General features: G+C 63.4%; 14 protein-coding genes and 1 tRNA gene. 11 read left to right on the top strand and 4 right to left on the bottom strand.

The window, feature by feature from the left end; genetic code table 11:
• Window positions 1-238 precede the first annotated feature (238 nt).
• The gene (locus tag B5F90_RS10770; protein WP_143256080.1) at window positions 239-1,174 is read left to right on the top strand and encodes a PorT family protein; all 936 of its coding nucleotides are present in this window, start codon (window positions 239-241) and stop codon (window positions 1,172-1,174) included.
• Between the two features lie 232 nt (window positions 1,175-1,406).
• On the opposite strand, the gene B5F90_RS02310 is transcribed toward B5F90_RS10770, so the two are convergent.
• Window positions 1,407-1,478, bottom strand: a tRNA-Arg gene (locus tag B5F90_RS02310).
• A 43-nt stretch (window positions 1,479-1,521) separates the two neighbouring features.
• On the opposite strand from B5F90_RS02310, the gene B5F90_RS02305 reads away from it, so the two are divergent.
• The 6 genes from B5F90_RS02305 to B5F90_RS02280 all read left to right on the top strand — a co-directional run bounded on the left by B5F90_RS02305 (window position 1,522) and on the right by B5F90_RS02280 (window position 6,423).
• Complete coding sequence (locus tag B5F90_RS02305) at window positions 1,522-2,157, top strand: hypothetical protein (RefSeq protein WP_087360778.1); 636 nt, start codon at window positions 1,522-1,524, stop codon at window positions 2,155-2,157.
• Window positions 2,158-2,164: 7 nt separating this feature from the next.
• A complete protein-coding gene (locus tag B5F90_RS02300) occupies window positions 2,165-2,764 on the top strand; it encodes a riboflavin synthase (protein WP_087360776.1) in 600 nt (199 codons plus the stop codon).
• The gene (locus B5F90_RS02295; RefSeq protein WP_087360774.1) at window positions 2,761-3,813 is read left to right on the top strand and encodes an ATP-binding protein; all 1,053 of its coding nucleotides are present in this window, start codon (window positions 2,761-2,763) and stop codon (window positions 3,811-3,813) included. Before B5F90_RS02300 ends, B5F90_RS02295 begins: the two co-directional genes overlap by 4 nt.
• Window positions 3,814-3,986: 173 nt before the next feature.
• The gene (gene lgt / locus B5F90_RS02290) at window positions 3,987-4,865 is read left to right on the top strand and encodes a prolipoprotein diacylglyceryl transferase (RefSeq protein WP_087360772.1); all 879 of its coding nucleotides are present in this window, start codon (window positions 3,987-3,989) and stop codon (window positions 4,863-4,865) included.
• The gene (locus B5F90_RS02285) at window positions 4,862-5,938 is read left to right on the top strand and encodes a hypothetical protein (protein ID WP_087360770.1); all 1,077 of its coding nucleotides are present in this window, start codon (window positions 4,862-4,864) and stop codon (window positions 5,936-5,938) included. Before lgt ends, B5F90_RS02285 begins: the two co-directional genes overlap by 4 nt.
• Window positions 5,935-6,423, top strand: a complete 489-nt coding sequence (locus B5F90_RS02280) for a GtrA family protein (RefSeq protein WP_087360768.1) — start codon at window positions 5,935-5,937, stop codon at window positions 6,421-6,423. Before B5F90_RS02285 ends, B5F90_RS02280 begins: the two co-directional genes overlap by 4 nt.
• Window positions 6,424-6,493: 70 nt before the next feature.
• On the opposite strand, the gene uvrB is transcribed toward B5F90_RS02280, so the two are convergent.
• On the bottom strand, window positions 6,494-8,536 hold the full coding sequence (gene uvrB / locus B5F90_RS02275; RefSeq protein WP_087360766.1) for an excinuclease ABC subunit UvrB: 2,043 nt from the start codon (window positions 8,534-8,536) through the stop codon (window positions 6,494-6,496).
• A 153-nt stretch (window positions 8,537-8,689) separates the two neighbouring features.
• Between uvrB and dnaG the strand changes: the two genes are divergently transcribed.
• The 4 genes from dnaG (at window position 8,690) to tsaB (ending at window position 12,934) form a co-directional block, all read left to right on the top strand.
• Complete coding sequence (dnaG, locus tag B5F90_RS02270) at window positions 8,690-10,666, top strand: DNA primase (protein WP_087360764.1); 1,977 nt, start codon at window positions 8,690-8,692, stop codon at window positions 10,664-10,666.
• 177 nt (window positions 10,667-10,843) lie between these two features.
• On the top strand, window positions 10,844-11,308 hold the full coding sequence (gene smpB / locus B5F90_RS02265) for an SsrA-binding protein SmpB (protein ID WP_087360762.1): 465 nt from the start codon (window positions 10,844-10,846) through the stop codon (window positions 11,306-11,308).
• A 67-nt stretch (window positions 11,309-11,375) separates the two neighbouring features.
• Window positions 11,376-12,173, top strand: a complete 798-nt coding sequence (locus B5F90_RS02260) for an HAD hydrolase family protein (RefSeq protein WP_087360760.1) — start codon at window positions 11,376-11,378, stop codon at window positions 12,171-12,173.
• Between the two features lie 53 nt (window positions 12,174-12,226).
• Window positions 12,227-12,934, top strand: a complete 708-nt coding sequence (gene tsaB, locus B5F90_RS02255) for a tRNA (adenosine(37)-N6)-threonylcarbamoyltransferase complex dimerization subunit type 1 TsaB (protein WP_087360758.1) — start codon at window positions 12,227-12,229, stop codon at window positions 12,932-12,934.
• A gap of 130 nt (window positions 12,935-13,064) precedes the next feature.
• On the opposite strand, the gene B5F90_RS02250 is transcribed toward tsaB, so the two are convergent.
• Entirely contained in the window at window positions 13,065-15,689 is a 2,625-nt protein-coding gene (locus tag B5F90_RS02250) for a glycoside hydrolase family 31 protein (RefSeq protein ID WP_087360756.1), read from the bottom strand.
• Between the two features lie 112 nt (window positions 15,690-15,801).
• Complete coding sequence (locus tag B5F90_RS02245) at window positions 15,802-17,229, bottom strand: DNA recombination protein RmuC (protein WP_087360754.1); 1,428 nt, start codon at window positions 17,227-17,229, stop codon at window positions 15,802-15,804.
• Window positions 17,230-17,238 lie beyond the last annotated feature (9 nt).

Here is a 17,238-nt window from a genome sequence, read left to right as displayed (position 1 = left end):
TGGGCAAGAGGTCTCGGAGTGGGACGTGGTGACCGCTGCTGCGGAGCTGGGCCCTTCAACGGGTTGGAGCAATCCGTCGCGGCAGTCCGCAGGGAGCGGAACATTCCGGAATGCCGGGGCGGCGGAGCGCCTCCGTGCGGCTCTGCACTGGCCAGGGAGCGGGACGGAGTCCTTGCCGGCAGAGGGTGCACACGCGGAGAAGCCGCTTGGGACGGGGGCAGCCCGGGCTGAGCATTTCATGGAACGGCCCCTCTCGAAGGAGCCGCTTTTGGCCGTGATGAGCCGCGTGGAGGCGCCTGTCGTGGAGCCGCTGCCGGCGCTGGCCGTGCGGAAGCAGGGTAGTGCCGCTTCCCCTGCAGTCTCTCCTGCGGCCTCTCCTGCGGCGGTCCCGGTTGCGGTTGACCGCCCGACGCAGACGGCCCTGCGTTCCGAGCCCGCCCGACGCATGGACCCGTCCCGCCATCGGGAGCCTGCGACGGACGACAAGTCGGGGTATCTACCCCGGCAGGAGGCGGCGTGGACGGAACGGGATGCGGCCGCCGAGCGCGGCTCCCGCCGCATGTCGTTCGGAGCCTTTGCCTCGGGTGCGCCCGAGGCTGCCCGGACGACCGGTGCGGCTCCGCTCCCCGCAACCTACGCTGCGCTGGTTGCTCCGGAGAGCAACGACGTGGTGTTGGACCACCGTTTCGAATACCCCGATAACTCCACATGTTCGTTCCGCCACCATCAGACGCTGAGCTTCGGCCTCTCGTTCCGCTATGCGCTGCCTTACGGGCTCTCGCTCGGCAGCGGAGTCAACTACTCGCTGCTGCGCTCCGACGTGAAGCTGCGCATCAGTTCGGAGGATGTGGGCCAGCAGCTTCACTTCATCGGCATTCCGCTGCGCCTCGACTGGCGCTTCCTCCAGCGCGGCGGCTTCTCCTTATATATTGGTGCGGGGGTGATGGCCGAGATGTGTGTCGCCGCCCGTTTTGGCTCGACGGCGGTGCACGAACCCGGCCTGCAGTGGTCGGTCGGCGGCGCCCTGGGTGCGCAGTATGACCTGAGCCGCCGCGTGGGGCTCTACTTCGAACCCGACCTGGCGTGGTACCTGACCCGGACGCGCCTTACGACCGCGAGGGCCGATTCGCCGCTCGACCTCACGCTTCGTCTGGGCTTGCGCTTTTCATTCTGAAACAGCACACTTGCGTTTCCTTATGCTTTGCACCCCGTCTTCACAGGAGGCGGGGTGTCCGTTTGTGCTTATGATGTGTAAGAAGAGACGAGCAAACCGTACCGAAACTGTTACGGTTCGGATTAAAATTGATATTTTCTATTGCCCGTTCGATTTTTGTTATTATTTTTGTCGTTATAACATACGAAAGAGGCCATAAACGAAAAGCAGGCACTCGAAAGCGCCTGCTGTGTAGTCCCGAAAGGAATCGAACCTTTATCGTAAGAACCGGAATCTTATATTCTATCCATTGAACTACGGGACCGGGACTGCAAAGATGCAAAAAAAATTTTAATTACGCGAAAAAAATGCGAGAAAAAGAAAATAATTGGGAGCGTATCGAAGCCGTCATCAAGTGGGCGAACATGACTACCAACTATTTCGCCCGCTACATCGGCCTCGCGCGCGGAGAGAATCTCTACCAAATCAAGCGGGGCAACAACGGCATCTCGTTCGACGTGGCCAACCGCATCGTGGCCAAGTTCCCCCAAATCGACAAACTGTGGCTGCTTACGGGTGAGGGTCAGATGTTTGCCGACTCGCGCGAGCGGGGCGCCCGGATTCCCTTCTACGACGTCGATGTCGAACAGGGGCTCGCACAGCTCGCGCGGCTCAAGAGCGACGAATGGCTCTGCCTGTCGTTCGCCCGTCCGGTCGAGAGCGACTTCGCGATGGTCTACTGCGGTCGCGCCATGGGAGACTCCATCCCCCCCGAAACGGTCGTTCTGCTCAAGCGCATCGACCCCGAAGCGATTATTCCCGGCGAAGAATATGCGATTGTAAGCCGAAAAATTGTAACTTTGCGCATAGTACGTGCCGCCGAGCAGGAGGGCAAGCTCCGCCTGGTGGCCGTCAACCGCGCGAATTACGACGACATGCTCGTCGACATGAACGATTTGGATGCCGTTTATCGCGTGAACGGCAAGTTGATAATCAATTATTGAGCAAGATATGTTTTCAGGCATAGTGGAGCGTACGGCCGAGGTGGTTGCCATCCGCACGGACCGTCAGAACAAGGACTTTACGCTGCGGGCCGACTTCTGCAGCGAACTCAAAATCGACCAGAGCATCGCCCATAACGGCGTATGTCTGACGGTTGTGGACATCAAGGAGGACACCTATACCGTAACGGCGATGAAGGAGACGCTCGACAGGAGCAACCTCGGGCTGCTCCGTGTGGGTGATTTGGTCAACCTCGAGCGTTCGATGAAGCCCGATGCACTGCTCGACGGCCACATCGTTCAGGGACATGTCGACCAGACGGCCGTCTGCACCGAAAAGAGCGATGCCGACGGCAGCTGGTACTTCAAGTTCGAATACAAGCCCCAGGGCGGCGGTCTCTGCACCGTCGAGAAGGGTTCGGTGACGGTCAACGGCGTGAGCCTGACGGTCTGCGACTCGACCCCCACGTCGTTCCGCGTGGCGATTATCCCCTATACGTTCGAACATACGAACTTCTGCCGTATCGAGCCCGGTTCGGTGGTCAACCTCGAGTTCGACATCATCGGCAAGTATATTGCCCGTCTCATGCAAAACTACATGAAGTCATGAAAATCTGCATCAAAACCAAGGAGGGCGCTTCGCTGATTATCGGTCTGATTTCGGCCCTCTGCGTCGCCGCGTGCATGCTTCTGCTGCACGGGGTGTGGTGGATGGCGCTCTGCGCCGCGCTGATTGTCTTCGTGGTGATGGCGCTGCTGGCACTCTTCATCATCCGCAAATACGTCGCCTACAAGCTCAAGCCGATTTACTCGATTGTCCTCTCGCGCGACGTCCATACGCGCGAGGTGCTCTCCGAACTGCGCGACAAGCACGTGGAGAACATCGGCGAGGAGCTCACCGCCTGGGCCGACACCAACGACAAGGAGATTGCCCGTCTGAAGGAGGCCGAGCGCTTCCGCAAGCAGTATCTGGGCAATGTGGCCCACGAGCTGAAGACCCCGATTTTCAACATCCAGGGCTACATCTCGACGCTGCTCGACGGCGGGCTGGAGGACGAGCTGATTAACCGCAAGTACCTCGAGCGGGCCGAAAAGAGCATCGACCGGCTGATTAACATCGTCAACGACCTCGATACGATTTCGAAGCTCGAGAGCAACATGACGCGCATGAAGATGGAGCAGTTCGACGTGGTGGCGTTGGCCAAGGAGATTGCCGAACAGGCCGAAATGGAGGCCGACCGCAAGCACATCCGCATCCAGGTCAAGGGGGCCGACAACCTCCCCTCGCCCTTCTGGGTGCTGGCCGACAAGCACTTCATCGGTCAGGTCTTCGTCAACCTGATTATCAACTCGATTCACTACGGCAAGGAGGGCGGTCTGACGCGCATCCGCTTCCGCGACATGCTCGACAAGATTCTCATCGAGGTCGAGGACAACGGCACGGGCATCGCCCGCGAGGACATTCCGCGCGTCTTCGAGCGCTTCTACCGCACCGACAAGGCGCGTTCGCGCGAGCAGGGCGGCACGGGCCTCGGACTGGCCATCGTCAAGCACATCATCGAGGCGCACGGCGAGCGGATATCGGTGCGCAGCGAGCTGGGCGTGGGCAGCACCTTCTCCTTCACGCTCAAGAAGGTCGATGTCTCGGACGTGAAATAAATCGTGCGGGAGCCGGGCGGCGGAGCGCTCCCGAGCTCCCGTTTCCGCAATTTGTCTGTCGGGGGACGCTGTCTCCCTTCTGGATGCGGCCCTTGACGCCGGCCTTGGCCGCAGTCGGGCCTGCGTCCCGCAAAAAAAACTAATGTAGCAACTCTAAAACCCCGTTTTCTGTCGTGTTGAGTATCGTTTGGGATTTCAATCCCGTCTTCTTCCGGATTGGCGATTTCGATATCCGGTATTACGGACTGATGTGGGCGCTGGCAATTCTGGTCGGCGCCAAGCTGTTCGACAACTTCTGCAAACGCGAGGGGCTCCCCTCGAAGGTCTCGGAGTCGATTTTCATCTACGGCACGCTGGCCACCATCATCGGCGCACGCCTGGGCCACTGCCTCTTCTACGACACGATGGAGTATCTGAGCCGTCCGTGGACCATCATCACCGGCTTCCGCGACGGCGGCATGGCCAGCCACGGCGCCGCCATCGGCCTGCTCATCGGCTTGTGGCTCTTCTCGCGCAAGAACAAACTGCCCTACATCTGGTCGCTCGACCGCATCATGATTGCCGTGGGTATCGGCGGTGCGATTGTCCGCATGGGCAACCTCTTCAACTCCGAGATTTTCGGCACGGCGACCACCCTTCCGTGGGGCTTCGAGTTCGTGCGTTCGGTCAAGTGGGTGAACGAGTTTGCCCCCCAGGCGGTCCATCCCACCCAGATTTACGAGGCGCTCTGCTACGTGGCCACCTTTGCGCTGCTGGCCTGGCTCTACTACCGGCGTGATTTGGCGCGCCGCCGTCCCGGGGTGCTCTTCGGCATCGGTCTGCTCGGCATCTTCCTCACGCGCTTTCTCATCGAATTCATCAAGACCGAGCAGGAGTCCTTCGAGGTGGGCTGGGCGCTCGATATGGGACAGTGGCTCAGCATCCCCTTCATCCTGCTGGGCATCTACATGATTTACCGCGGCTATTCGCGTCCCGAGGAGACGGTGCAGTCGACGAAGAACCCCGCCGCAAAGAGCGCCGCGGCCAAACCCGAAAAGAAGCATAAGCGATGAACGGCAATTCGATGGTCGAGCAGGTCAACCGCCTGGTTGGCAATCTGCTCGCGGCAAACAGCGTGGTCTGGCTTCCCGATGTGGGCACGCTCCGCGTCGAACGTCAGGCGGCCCGGCGGCTCTCGCGCCGGGAGGTGCAGCCCCCCGTGCGGCTGGTCAACTTCTCCTCGCAGCGCAGCGGTGAGTCGCTCGTCGATGCCATTGCCCGTGCCGCCCGGTGCGACCAGGCGACGGCCGAGGATATCTATGCGCGCTGGCTCTCCCGCGTGCGGACCGAGAACGGAGTGGTGATGGAGGGGGTCGGCGAGTTGAAATTCAAGAACTTCACCCCCGACGAAGCCTTCGACCGCCGGCTTAACCCCCAGGGCCGCAGGCCCATGCGGGTCCACACGCCGCGCCGGCTCGACTGGAGCGTCTGGGTGGGGCTCGTTGCGGCGGTGCTGGCCGTCGGAGGGCTCGTCTACCAGTTCGGTCTGGAGCGCAATCCGCTCGATGAGCCCGAAGCGGAGTTCGTCGAGGTCTCCGAGCCGGCTGCCGGCGAGGCGCTCGCTGCCGGCTCCGCTGTCGAAGATGCAGCTGCCGAAGCGGGTGGGGTATTTGCCGCAGGGAATGATGCCGCTGCCGCAACCGGCAATGCTGCCGGAACGATTGCCGCCGGAGCACCCGCCGACGCGGCTGCAAAGGGGGCTCCGACCGGGGCTCCGGCTCCCCGTCCGGCCGAAGCGGCCAACCCTTCGGCTTCCGCACCTGCCACATCCGCACCATCCGCTGCCGCACAGCCCTCTGCGCAGTTAGCTGCCGCGCCGGAGCCCGCTGCACCGGCCGGTGAGCCGCTTCGCATGACCTCGAAGCGTCACTATGTGGTGCTGGGTGTCTACTCGACGCTGGAGAATGCCGAACGGGCCGCCGCGATTGCCGCCAAAAAGGAGCCGGCCATGCGTTGTACGGTCTATCGCTTCGGCGGCAAGTTCATGGTTTCGCCCTTCGAGTCGGATGACGTCGAGGCGAGCCGTCAGTTCATGCGCGCCGGCCGCAGCGCCTTCCCGGAGATGTGGGTATACTCCGCAAAATGAGCCTTTCGGAGCTGATAATCAAAGTTGTCGACTGGTTTTACGTGAAGCCGGTCGCGGCGATTCTGCCCCGGCAGACCTACCGTTATGCCGTCTGCGGCGCAGTCAACGTCGTCTTCGGATGGGGATGCTACTTCCTGGCCTACAACTATCTGTTCGACAAGCAGCTGCTCGATTTGGGGCTCGTCGTGCTCACGCCCCACGTGGCCACGATGTTCTTCATCTTTCCGTTCACCTTCTTTTCGGGATTCTGGCTCAACCGCCACGTCGCCTTCCGCCGCTCGCCGCTGCCGCGGGGCACGCAGCTCTTCCGCTACCTGCTCTCGGTGCTGGGCTCGGTGGTGGTCAACTACCTCTGTCTGAAACTTTTCGTGGATGTGTGCGGCTTCTGGGCAACCCCTTCGCAGATGCTGGCCTCGCTCATCACGATGGTCTACAGCTATCTGGCGGCCAAATACTTCACCTTCCGCCACGCCGCCGAGGAGTGACCTCCTCGCGGCTTTTCTTCTGATTGCCTGATTGGATGATTTGGACCGGTACGACGCGCCGACCGCCGCTTTAGTGGCTCTTTCGTTCCTCGCGCAGCTTCTGCAGTTCGTACATCCGGTCGCGGAACTTCGCCGCAGCCAGGAAGTCGAGCGACTTGGCCGCCCGCTCCATGTCCGCCCGCGCCTTGTCAATCAGCGCGTCGATGTTCTCGCTCGCCGCGTAGCTCTTCTGGATGTCGGCCGCACTCATGTAGTGCTCCTCCGCAATGGGGTAGACCGTCGGCGTCGATTCGCCCGTGGTTCTGCCCGCCAGCAGCGTGCTCTGTCCCGAGCCGCTCTTCTGCGCCTTGCGGGGCAGCATGCCGTGCTCCATGTTGTAGCGCACCTGGATGTCGCGGCGGCGGTTGCTCTGCTCGATGGCGTAGCGCATCGATTCGGTGCAGGTGTCGCCGTACATGATGACGTTGCCCTGCGCATGGCGGGCGGCGCGGCCCGCAATCTGCGTGATGGAGCGCACGTTGCGCAGAAATCCCTCCTTGTCGGCATCGAGAATCGCCACGAGCGCCACCTCCGGCAGGTCGAGCCCTTCGCGCAGCAGGTTGACACCCACCAGCACGTCGAACATGCCGGCCCGCAGGTCCTCGAGAATCTGGATGCGCTCCAGCGTGTCGACATCCGAGTGGATGTAGCGGTTGCGCACACCCACGCGGTCGAAGTATTTCGACAGCTCCTCGGCCATCCGCTTGGTGATGGTCGTCACGAGAATCTTGTCGTCGTGCTTGACCCGGCGGTCAATCTCCTCCAGCAGGTCGTCTATCTGGTTGAGCGTCACGCGGACCTCGAGCGGCGGGTCCACAAGCCCCGTGGGGCGAATCAACTGCTCGACGACCACACCCTCGCTCTTCATCAGCTCCCAGTCGGCCGGCGTGGCGCTTACGTAGATGGTGGTGCCCTGCAGCTGTTCGAACTCCGAGAAGGTCAGCGGCCGGTTGTCCTTCGCCGCCGGGAGCCGGAATCCGTATTCGACCAGATTCTCCTTGCGGGCACGGTCGCCGCCGTACATGGCGTGCACCTGCGGCAGCGTGACGTGGCTTTCGTCGACCACCATCAGGTAATCCTGCGGGAAGTAGTCCAGCAGACAGAAGGGGCGCGTTCCGGCGGCGCGGCCGTCAAAGTAGCGCGAATAGTTCTCGATGCCGGGGCAGTAGCCCAGCTCCTTAATCATCTCCACGTCGTACTCCACGCGCTGCTTGAGCCGCTGCGCCTCGACCATGCGGCCCGACTGCTCGAAGAATTCGACCTGCTTGCCCAGGTCGAGGTAGATTTGCTGCACGGCCGAGTTGATGCGCTCCTTCGTGGTCACGAAGAGACTCGTGGGGTAGAGCGTCAGCGAGTCGAGCGAGTGGATGCGTTGTCCCGTGACGGGGTCGATGCTCTGGATGGCCTCCACCTCGTCGTCGTAGAACATCACCCGGAAGCACTGGTTGCCGAACTCTCCGAAGGCGGCCATGATGTCCACCGTGTCGCCGTTGACGCGGAACGTGGCGGGCTCGAGTTCCCGCTCGGTGCGCGTGTAGAGCGCCTCGACGAGCTTGTAGAGGAAGTGCTTGTAGCTCACCACCTGACCCACGCGGATGTTGATGGCCGTGGCGTGGAAGTCGGCCGGGTTGCCGCAGCCGTAGAGGCACGAGACGCTCGAGACGACGATGATGTCGCGCCGCCCCGAGAGGAGCGTGGCGACGGTGTTCAGACGCATCTTCTCAATGTCGGCATTGATGGAGAGGTCCTTTTCAATATAGGTGTCCGTCGAGGGGAGGTAGGCCTCCGGCTGATAGTAGTCGTAGTAGGAGACGAAGTACTCGACGGCATTTTCGGGAAAGAAGTTCTTGAATTCGCCGTAGAGCTGCGCCGCAAGGGTCTTGTTGTGGCTGAGCACCAGCGTCGGACGGTCGAGCCGGGCGATGACGTTCGCCACGGTGAAGGTCTTGCCCGAGCCGGTGACGCCGAGCAGGGTGTTGTGCTTCGAGCCGTGCTCGATGGCGCTCACGAGTTGGTCGATGGCCTCCGGCTGGTCGCCCATGGGGGCATAGTCCGATACAAGGTTGAAGTTCATGGGAGCAAAGTTAGTGAAGAATTCATAAAACGGAGACTCGCGCCCCATTATTTTGTCCGCGGCGCCCTCCGGACGGGGCGTCGCAGACGGCGGGCGCAAAGAAATCGGGAGCCGACGGTCGAGCTTTCTGAATTGTTTCGTATCTTTGCCGGTATGATTGACAGGGAAACGGTAGACCGTATCTATGCCGCCGCCAACATCGTGGACATCATCGGCGACTACGTCACGCTCAAACGCAAGGGTGTGAACTATACGGCGTGCTGCCCGTTCCACAACGAGAAGACCCCCTCGTTCATCGTCTCGCCGGCCAAGGGGCTCTTCAAGTGCTTCGGCTGCGGCAAGGGCGGCAATGCCGTCACCTTCCTCATGGAGCAGGAGGGCATCTCCTATCCCGAGGCGCTGAAGATGGTGGCCAAGCGCTACGGCATCGAGGTGCACGAGAAGGAGCTGACGGAGGAGGAGGTGCGGCGCAACGACGACCGCGAGTCGATGTTCGCGCTCAACAGCTGGGCCGCCGCGTACTTCGCCAATTACCTCCACAACGAGCCGGAGGGGCGCAGCGTCGGCTTGAGCTACTTCCGTCAGAAGCGCGGCATGACCGACGCCACGATTCGCAAGTTCGGGCTGGGCTTCTGCCCCGCCCGGGGCGACCGCATGTCGAAGGATGCCCTGGCGGCGGGCTACAAGCGGGAGTTCCTCCTCTCGACGGGCCTTTCGCTGGCGCGCGAGAGCGACGGCTCGCTCTACGACCGCTTCCGCGACCGGGTCATCTTCCCGGTTCACAATATTTCGGGACGCATCGTCGCCTTCGGCGGCCGCACGCTGCGCACCGATAAGCAGGTGGCCAAGTACCAGAACTCGCCCGAGAGCGAAATCTACAGCAAGAAGCGCGAGCTGTACGGCCTCTACTTTGCCAAGAAGGCGATTCAGCAGCAGAACTTCGCCATCATGGTCGAGGGCTACACCGACGTGATTTCGATGCACCAGGCCGGAGTCGAGAACGTCGTCTCGTCGTCGGGCACCTCGCTGACAACCGACCAGATTCGGCTGCTGGGGCGCTTTACGAAGAACATCACGGTCATCTACGACGGCGACTCGGCGGGCATTCACGCCTCGCTGCGCGGCATCGACATGATTCTGCGCGAGGGGATGAACGTGCGGGTGGTGCTGCTGCCCGAGCCCGAGGACCCCGACTCCTTCGCCAGGAGCCATACGGCCGAGGAGGTGCAGGGCTACATCCGCGACCACGAACGCGACTTTCTGGAGTTCAAGGCCGAGCTGCTGCTGAAGGATGCCCAGGGCGACCCCATCAGGAAGGCGGCGCTCATCGGCGACATGGTCACCTCCGTAGCCCAGATTCCCGACCCGATTCAGCGTTCGGTCTACATCAAGGAGTGCGCCCGCATCATGGACATCGACGAGAACCTCCTCATCTCGGAGGTGGCGCGCAAGCGCATCTCGACCACGGGCGACCGCGAGGCCGACGACTTCCTGCGGCGGCAGAGCGCGCGGCAGCGCTCCGAACAGGAGGTGCAGCCCGAGGTGCAGTATGTCCAGCGCGTCGAGGCGGGGAGCAGCACCGAGGCGCTCGAGCGCGAGCTGGTCAAGTACCTGCTCAAGTACGGCCACTGCTCGTTTGACTTCAAGGAGGGGCGCAACATGGTCCCCTGCAACGTGGCCGAGGTGATTTTCGCCGAGCTCGATGCCGACAACCTGAGCTTCCGCAACCCGCTCTACAACCAGATTCTGGCCACCTACCGCGAACACTGGCAGGAGCTGGGCACGGGGGTCGAGGTGCCGGTGCACTACTTTCTCAACCATCCCGACCCGGAGGTGTGCAACGCCTCGGTCGACATCCTCACCTCGGACGACAACTACGTCGCCTCGGAGTTGTGGAAGCGCAAGGAGGTGCATGTCGAGAGCGAGGCGGAGATGCTGGCCGTGGGGGTGCCCAAGGCGGTGATGCTCTACAAGTCGAAGGTTATCGATGGGTTCATCAAGGAGCTGCGCGCGCAGCTGGAAAAGGGAGACCTCAGCGAGGACGAGACCTCCGAAATCATGCAGCGCATGACGCGGCTCAATGCGGCAAGGGTCTCGATTTCCCACAAGTTGCAGCGGACGATTTTGTAGACGGAAGGCCGGGGTGATAAAAAAGGGGCGGAGGCCCGGCGGTGCATGCATTGGAGCACGCGACGTGTGCAAACAGAATAGATAAGGGTAGGACATGTACGGAACATATCCGGTGGGGAGCAGACTCCCCGGGCCGGACATCCGCCCCGAAGTAAAAATGACAACAATTGTGCCGATATGGCGGAACAGAAGAAGATAAACATACGCAACAAGCGCGCGACGTTCGACTACGAGATTCTCGAGGAGTGGGTTGCGGGTGTCGTGCTGGTGGGCACGGAAATCAAGTCGATTCGGGCCGGCAAGGTCTCTATGACCGACTCCTACTGTTATTTCGACAAGGGGGAGCTGTGGATTCGCGGCGTCAACATCGCCGAGTACGACTGGGGCACCTGCAACAACCATGCGCCGCGCCGCGACCGCAAACTGCTGCTCACGCACCGCGAGCTGGAGAAACTCGCACGTGCGTCGCAGGACCGCGGACTGACCATCGTCGGGCTGCGGCTCTTCCTCAACGAGCGGGGGCTTGCGAAAATCGTCATCGGACTGGCCCGCGGCCGCAAGTCCTACGACAAGCGCGAATACCTCAAGGAGAACGATGCGCGCCGCGAGATGGACAAGGCGATGAAGGCCTACAAACGGTAGCTGCGCCGCGCGGCGGCGGGGTGCACCCGTCGTCCGCGCGCACGGATGACGACACGGACAGGAAAGGATGACGGAAGATAGACGATTCAAGGCTCTGTTTTTCGATGTCGACGGAACGCTGGTGAGCTTCCGCACGCATCGGGTGCCCGACTCGGCCCGCGAGGCGCTGTGCGAGGCGCACGAGCCCGGCGTGAAGCTCTACATCGCCACGGGACGCGCGGCGAAGGACCTCGAGGTGCTCGAGGGGATTCCCTGCGACGGCGTGGTGGCGCTCAACGGTTCGCACTGCGTGGCGGGCGACGGCCGTACGGTGGGCAGCGTGCCCATCCCCCGCGCGGATTTCGAGCATGCGCTCGCCCTTGCCGGGCAGTTGGGCTTCTCGCTGGCCTTCGAGCTCGACGAGGGGCTCTTTGTCAACCGCCTTTCGTCCGCAGCCGAGGAGTGGGCCCGGCTGGTGGCCCATCCCGTTCCGGTGGAGTGCGACCTGAGGGAGCTCTTCGAGCGGTGCGAATGCCGCCAGATGTGCTTCTTCTTCGATGTGGCGACCGAGCGGCGGGTGATGGCCGAGCTTCCGGGGCTGATGGCTACGCGGTGGTGCCCGCTCTTTGCCGACATCAACGTCGCGGGGACCAGCAAGGCGACTGGGCTCGAGCTCTTCGCCCGCGTCGACGGGTTCACCCCGGCCGAGACGATGGCCTTCGGCGACGGAGGCAACGATGCGGCAATGCTGCGTGCGGCAGGTGTCGGCGTGGCGATGGGCAACGGCTGCGAGGAGGCGCTGCGCGCAGCGGACTACGTGACCGCGTCGGTCGACGACGACGGTCTGCGCCGGGCCTTCGAACACTTCGGCATCATCGGCCGGTAGGGGCCGGCGAGTCCGCAACAAAAAAGTGTGAATGAAAACGAAACAATGAATATATGGCACTGATACTCTGTATTGAAACCGGTACCGACATCTGTTCGGTCGGAATCGCCAAGGATGGCGAGTTACTGTCGCTCCGCGAGAGCGACGAGGGGCGCGACCATGCGCGCAAGGTGGGCCTCTTCGTCGATGAACTGCTGCGCGAAACGGGCATTGCGCCCGACGAACTCGATGCGGTGGCCGTCGGCAAGGGGCCGGGCTCCTATACGGGGCTGCGCATCGGCGTCTCCTTTGCCAAGGGGCTCTGCTACGGATTGCAGATTCCGCTGCTGGCTGTCGGTTCGCTCGATGCTCTGACTGAGGTGGCCCGCGAGGATTACGAGGCGGGCATCATCCGGGTCGACGACTGGGACCGTGCGCTGCTCTGCCCGATGGTCGACGCCCGGCGCATGGAGGTCTATGCGCAGGTCTTCGACAGCGAGGGACATCCGCTGAGCGAGGTCTCGGCCGAGGTGGTCGGCCCCGAGAGCTTCGCCCGCTTCCGCAGCGAAGGGCGCCCCTTCGTCATCTTCGGCAACGGCGCCCGCAAGTGCGTTGAGGTGCTGCCCGATGCCCGTCTGGTGGAGGTGACCCCCTCGGCGCGTGGTCTGGCGCGGCTGGCGCAGCAGGCCTTCGACGAGGGCCGGCGGGAGGATGTGGCCTACTTCGAGCCCTTCTATCTGAAGGATTTCGTCGTGACGACCTCGAAAAAGAAGCTCTTCTGAGTGCGCAAGCCGGGGCGACGGGCGGATGAGGCTCGGTCCGGAGCGGCGGTAATCCTGCCGCAGGAAATCAAACAAGCGGGAGCAAAACCCATCAGGGTTTTGCTCCCGCTTGTTTATCTGCCGGCTCCGGCTATTCGAGGTCGCTCAGCTGGGCCTTGAGCCGCTCCTTGAACGCTGCGCCGATGTAGGGCAGCGAGTCGACCTGTTCGAGCAGCTGCGCCTTGTTCTGCTCGTAGGCGCGCAGGTGCTCCGCGGCCCGTGTCGGCTCCTCGACGATGAAGTTCGGCGTCTGCGAGACGGTGAGGTACTCGGTGGGAAGCATGATGTAGGGCTCCTGGCGGCCCTGCTCGGCCTTGAACTCGACCGTCAGCGCGAGGCAGCGCCTGAAGATGCCGCTCTTGCCGTAGAGCTCCTTCTGGCGTGCAAGGTCCTGGGGGGCGAACTGCAGCTCGACCGCGAGCGGCTCGCTGCAGGCGACCTCGCCCGTATGGATGACCGGTGCGAGCGTGTAGGGGTCGTAGCTCCAGGTGCCGGCCTCGGGGAAGCGCGAATAGGGGAGTTCGCGTTTGCCGATGCGCACCTTGACGGGCGGGAACTGGGCCGGGAAGCGCAGTTCGTAGCTCCGGCGTGCGGGGGCACCGTCGTAGCTGCCTCGGCGTGCACCGATGAGCACCCGTATGCCCTGTTCGCTCTGTCTCTGAAGGATGTGCGTCGTGGCGTACCGTCCCTCGGCGTAGGCCGTGCTGTTGCCGTCATCCTCGTAGTAGTCCAGCTCGCCGTCGGCCCCCGGGATGAACTCCAGCACGAGCGTGTCGCACGGCTGCTGGAGGTTTTTAACCGTCGTGGGATTCATCGGCACGATGGACCCGGCGCGGAGATACCACGGATTCTCGGCGAGCGTGTAGTGGAGCGTGTCGCGGCGGTTGCCCTCGTGCATGGCTCCGGTGGCGCAGTCGTACCACCGCCCTGCGGGGAACCAGACCGTGCAGCGCGCCAGCCCCGTGACGCTGTCGACGGGTTCGGTGACGGCCGTGGCCAGAATGTCGTCGCCGAACATGTACTGCCCGCGGGCCCGGTAGGCCTCCTCCTCTTCGGGTGAGTCGTAGTACATCGGGCGGCAGATGCCTACGCCCGTGTCGTAGTTCTGGCGGGCGGCGTTATAGATATAGGGTGCCAGCGTGTAGCGCAGCCGGATGGCGTCGCGCATGGTGAAGAGGTAGTCGGGGAACATCCAGATGCAGCGCTCGATGCGGGAGTCCTTCGTGGCGTGGGTCTTGAAGATGGGGGTGAAGACGCCGTACTGCAGCCAGCGGGTGTAGAGCTCGGGGTCGGTGGCTTGCTGGTTGCGGTGGAACATGTGGCCGCCGATGTCGTGGCCCCAGTATCCGTAGTTGACGTTCGAGGCCGTAGCCGTGAAGTAGGGCAGGTAGGCCAGCATCTGCCACGTGGCGTAGGTGTCGCCCGAGAAGGCCAGCGGGTAGCGGTGGCTGCCCAGCCCGCCCCAGCGGTGGTAGATGAAGGGGCGCTGCGCGGGGTGTGCGAGCCGTGCATGCTCGAAGAAGGTGTGGTTGAGCCAGAAGGTGTTCGAAAGCCCCGGCGTGAAGCGGCTCTCCTTCCACTGCTGCCAGTCGAGCCACCAGAAGTCGACGCCGAGCCGCTCCATCGGCTCCAGCACGCACTTGAAGTAGGTGTCGGCCCACTTCTGCTCGTCGATGTGGAAGGGAATGCCCTTGCCCGGCTCCGTCCAGCCGTACTCCCGGGCAAAGGCGTCGTAGACCTCCTCGTTGGGCTGGATGCCCGACGCCGGATGGAGGTTGAGCGCCGTCTTCAGCTGCTCGCGGTCGGTCCAGCGGAGGAAGTTCTGCGGCGAGGGGAAGAGCTGCTTCTGCCACGTGTAGCCGGTCCAGCCTACCCGCTGCCCGTACTCGTCGAGCGTGGGGTCGTTCTTGCGCAGCCCCCAGGTCTCGTGCCAGTCCATGTCGACAATCAGCACGTCAATCGGGATGTCCAGACTGCGGAGCTTCTGCACCAGGTCGACGAACTCGTTGTCGGAGTACTGCCAGTAGCGGCTCCACCAATACCCGAACGTATACCTGGGGGGCATCGGCGCACGGCCGGCGACGAGCGCATAGTCGGCCAGCGCCTGACGATAGTCGTGGCCGTAGGCGAAGATGTAGAGGTCCTGCCGCTCGCCCTCGGGACGGGGGACCACCCACCGGCCCCAGGCCGAACTGTCGGGCGTCAGCACGTGGCGTTGGCTGTCGTCCACCACGGCCCAGCCCGAGCGCGAGAGGATGCCCTGCTCGAGGGGCTCCTTGAGGCGGTCACCGTCCGCGCCGTCGAGCGTCCGCGCCGTACCCATCAGGTTGAGCGAATCCTCCATGCCGGGGTGCCAGGCCACCTCCTTCTTGCCGATGCGGAAGGCCACCTCGAGGTTGTCGGCCGTAAAGGGGCCGTCGTCTTTGAGGTAGGTCAGCCGCAGGGCCGAGGTGATGAGCGTGAGGCGCTTCTTGCTCTCGCGCACGTTGAAGTCGGGCACCTTCGTCTCGCGGTTGACGAAGGTGAGCGTGGCGCGGTCCTCGAAGCGGCCGTCCTGGCTCCACTCCATGCGGATGAGGCGGGGTGTGAGCACCGTAAAGCGGGCATTGCCGCAGACGACCACGGCGTTGGGGTCGGCCTTTGGATGCTCGGCCGCCGAGGCTCCAGGCAGGAGCGCCAGCGTGGCGGCAAGCAGAATAAGATGCAGGGGTTTCATGTCGGGAGTATCATTTATCCCTACAAAGATACGAAAAAATAGAAAACGAAACGCATCGCTGCACGTAATTTTGCAGCGATGCGTTGCTGTCTGCCGGTGAAAAGCGGCGGAGCTACCCGCGTTGGGCCGGGTCGGCGTGCGAAGCCTCGTCGGGCAGTGTGCGGAGCTCCTCGTCGGCGGGCTGCTCCTCGTCCGTAGCGCCGGCCGCCTCGAGCGTGCGGGCCGACTGCCGCCGCTTGGTCGGCAGCCCCAGCCGCCGCAGCCGCTCGCCCGTGCGGACGATGTTGTCGTTGCCCGTGTGGAGCCGCTTGTAGGCGTCGTCGTAGGCCTCGCGCGCCTTGCCCAGCGCTGCACCGACCCCCTCGAGCGACGTGGTGAAGGCGACCAGCTGGTCGTAGAGCTTGGTGCCGTAGGTGACGATGTCGGCCGTGTTGCGGCTCTGGGCGTTGCGCTTCCAGAGGTCGTCCACCAACTTGAGCAGCGCGAAGAGGTTGGTCGGCGACGAGATGATGACCTTCTTTTCGTAGGCGTCCGCCCAAATCGTGGGGTCGTTCTGCAGCGCCGTGAGGAAGGCCGGCTCGTTGGGAATGAACATGATGACGAAGTCGGGCGACTCGACCGGGGGCTGCACCTCCCGGCAGACGAGCCGCTGGTACTCCTTGCGCCCCAGTTCGGTGACGTGCTGCCGCACCGAGGCCAGATGGGCCGCCAGGTGGCGCGCCCGCTCGGCCTCGCTCTCGGCCGAGGTGTAGTTGACGAAGGCCGTCAGCGAGACCTTCGAGTCGATGACGATGCACTTCCCCTCGGGCAGCCGCAGCACCACGTCGGGGCGGCGGTTGTTCCCCGCCTCGTCCTTGATGTTGAGCTGCGTCTGGTAGTGCACGCCGCGGATGAGGTTCGAACTGTCGAGAATCGTTTCGAGAATCACCTCGCCCCAGTCGCCCTGCACCTTCGAGTTGCCCTTCAGCGCGTTGGTCAGATTGGTGGTCTCGGTGGTGATGCGGCGGTTGAGCTCCATGAGGTTCTTCAGCTCGTTGTGCAGCGCGCCGCGCTCCTCGTTCTCGTGGCTGTAGATGCGCTCGACCCGCTCGCGGAACTCGGCGATATTCTCCTTGAAGGGCTTGAGCAGCAGGTCGAGCGATTCCTTGTTGGTCTCCTTGAAGCGGCGCGACTGCTCGCCCAGCACCTCGTTGGCCAGGTTCTGGAACTGGAGGCGGAGCCGCTCCTCGCTCTTCTCGCGCTCGGCCTGCTCGGCGGCGTGCTCCTCGGCCGAGCGGCTGCGCAGGGCCTCAATCTCGGCGGCGGCACGTTCGCGTTCGGCCGCAGCCCGCTCGCGCTCGGCGGCCAGCGTGGTTTCGACGCGCATGCGCTCCTCGAAGCGGGTGCGCGCCTCGGCTTCGGCACGGGCGCATGCCTCGAGTGCCTCGGCCTTCTCGCGGTGCAGCCGTGCGACGTCGCGCCGCAGCAGCACCGCCGCCACGGCCAGTGCTCCGGTGGCCAGGCAGAGCACGACGATTGCAATGACAAGTATGGTGTTCATACATGCAAA

This window comes from Alistipes sp. An31A (assembly GCF_002159425.1).
Classification (GTDB): Bacteria; Bacteroidota; Bacteroidia; order Bacteroidales; family Rikenellaceae; genus Alistipes; species Alistipes excrementigallinarum.
Note: the sequence above shows the minus strand (reverse complement) of the source record. Positions and strands in the feature narration are given on the sequence as shown.

Coding starts and splice junctions, on each gene's coding strand:
- B5F90_RS10770 (WP_143256080.1), top strand. CDS start 239: ATGGAACGGCCCCTCTCGAAGGAGCCGCTTTTGGCCGTGATGAGCCGC.
- B5F90_RS02305 (WP_087360778.1), top strand. CDS start 1,522: ATGCGAGAAAAAGAAAATAATTGGGAGCGTATCGAAGCCGTCATCAAG.
- B5F90_RS02300 (WP_087360776.1), top strand. CDS start 2,165: ATGTTTTCAGGCATAGTGGAGCGTACGGCCGAGGTGGTTGCCATCCGC.
- B5F90_RS02295 (WP_087360774.1), top strand. CDS start 2,761: ATGAAAATCTGCATCAAAACCAAGGAGGGCGCTTCGCTGATTATCGGT.
- B5F90_RS02285 (WP_087360770.1), top strand. CDS start 4,862: ATGAACGGCAATTCGATGGTCGAGCAGGTCAACCGCCTGGTTGGCAAT.
- B5F90_RS02280 (WP_087360768.1), top strand. CDS start 5,935: ATGAGCCTTTCGGAGCTGATAATCAAAGTTGTCGACTGGTTTTACGTG.
- uvrB (WP_087360766.1), bottom strand. CDS start 8,536: ATGAACTTCAACCTTGTATCGGACTATGCCCCCATGGGCGACCAGCCG.
- dnaG (WP_087360764.1), top strand. CDS start 8,690: ATGATTGACAGGGAAACGGTAGACCGTATCTATGCCGCCGCCAACATC.
- smpB (WP_087360762.1), top strand. CDS start 10,844: ATGGCGGAACAGAAGAAGATAAACATACGCAACAAGCGCGCGACGTTC.
- B5F90_RS02260 (WP_087360760.1), top strand. CDS start 11,376: ATGACGGAAGATAGACGATTCAAGGCTCTGTTTTTCGATGTCGACGGA.
- tsaB (WP_087360758.1), top strand. CDS start 12,227: ATGGCACTGATACTCTGTATTGAAACCGGTACCGACATCTGTTCGGTC.
- B5F90_RS02250 (WP_087360756.1), bottom strand. CDS start 15,689: ATGAAACCCCTGCATCTTATTCTGCTTGCCGCCACGCTGGCGCTCCTG.
- B5F90_RS02245 (WP_087360754.1), bottom strand. CDS start 17,229: ATGAACACCATACTTGTCATTGCAATCGTCGTGCTCTGCCTGGCCACC.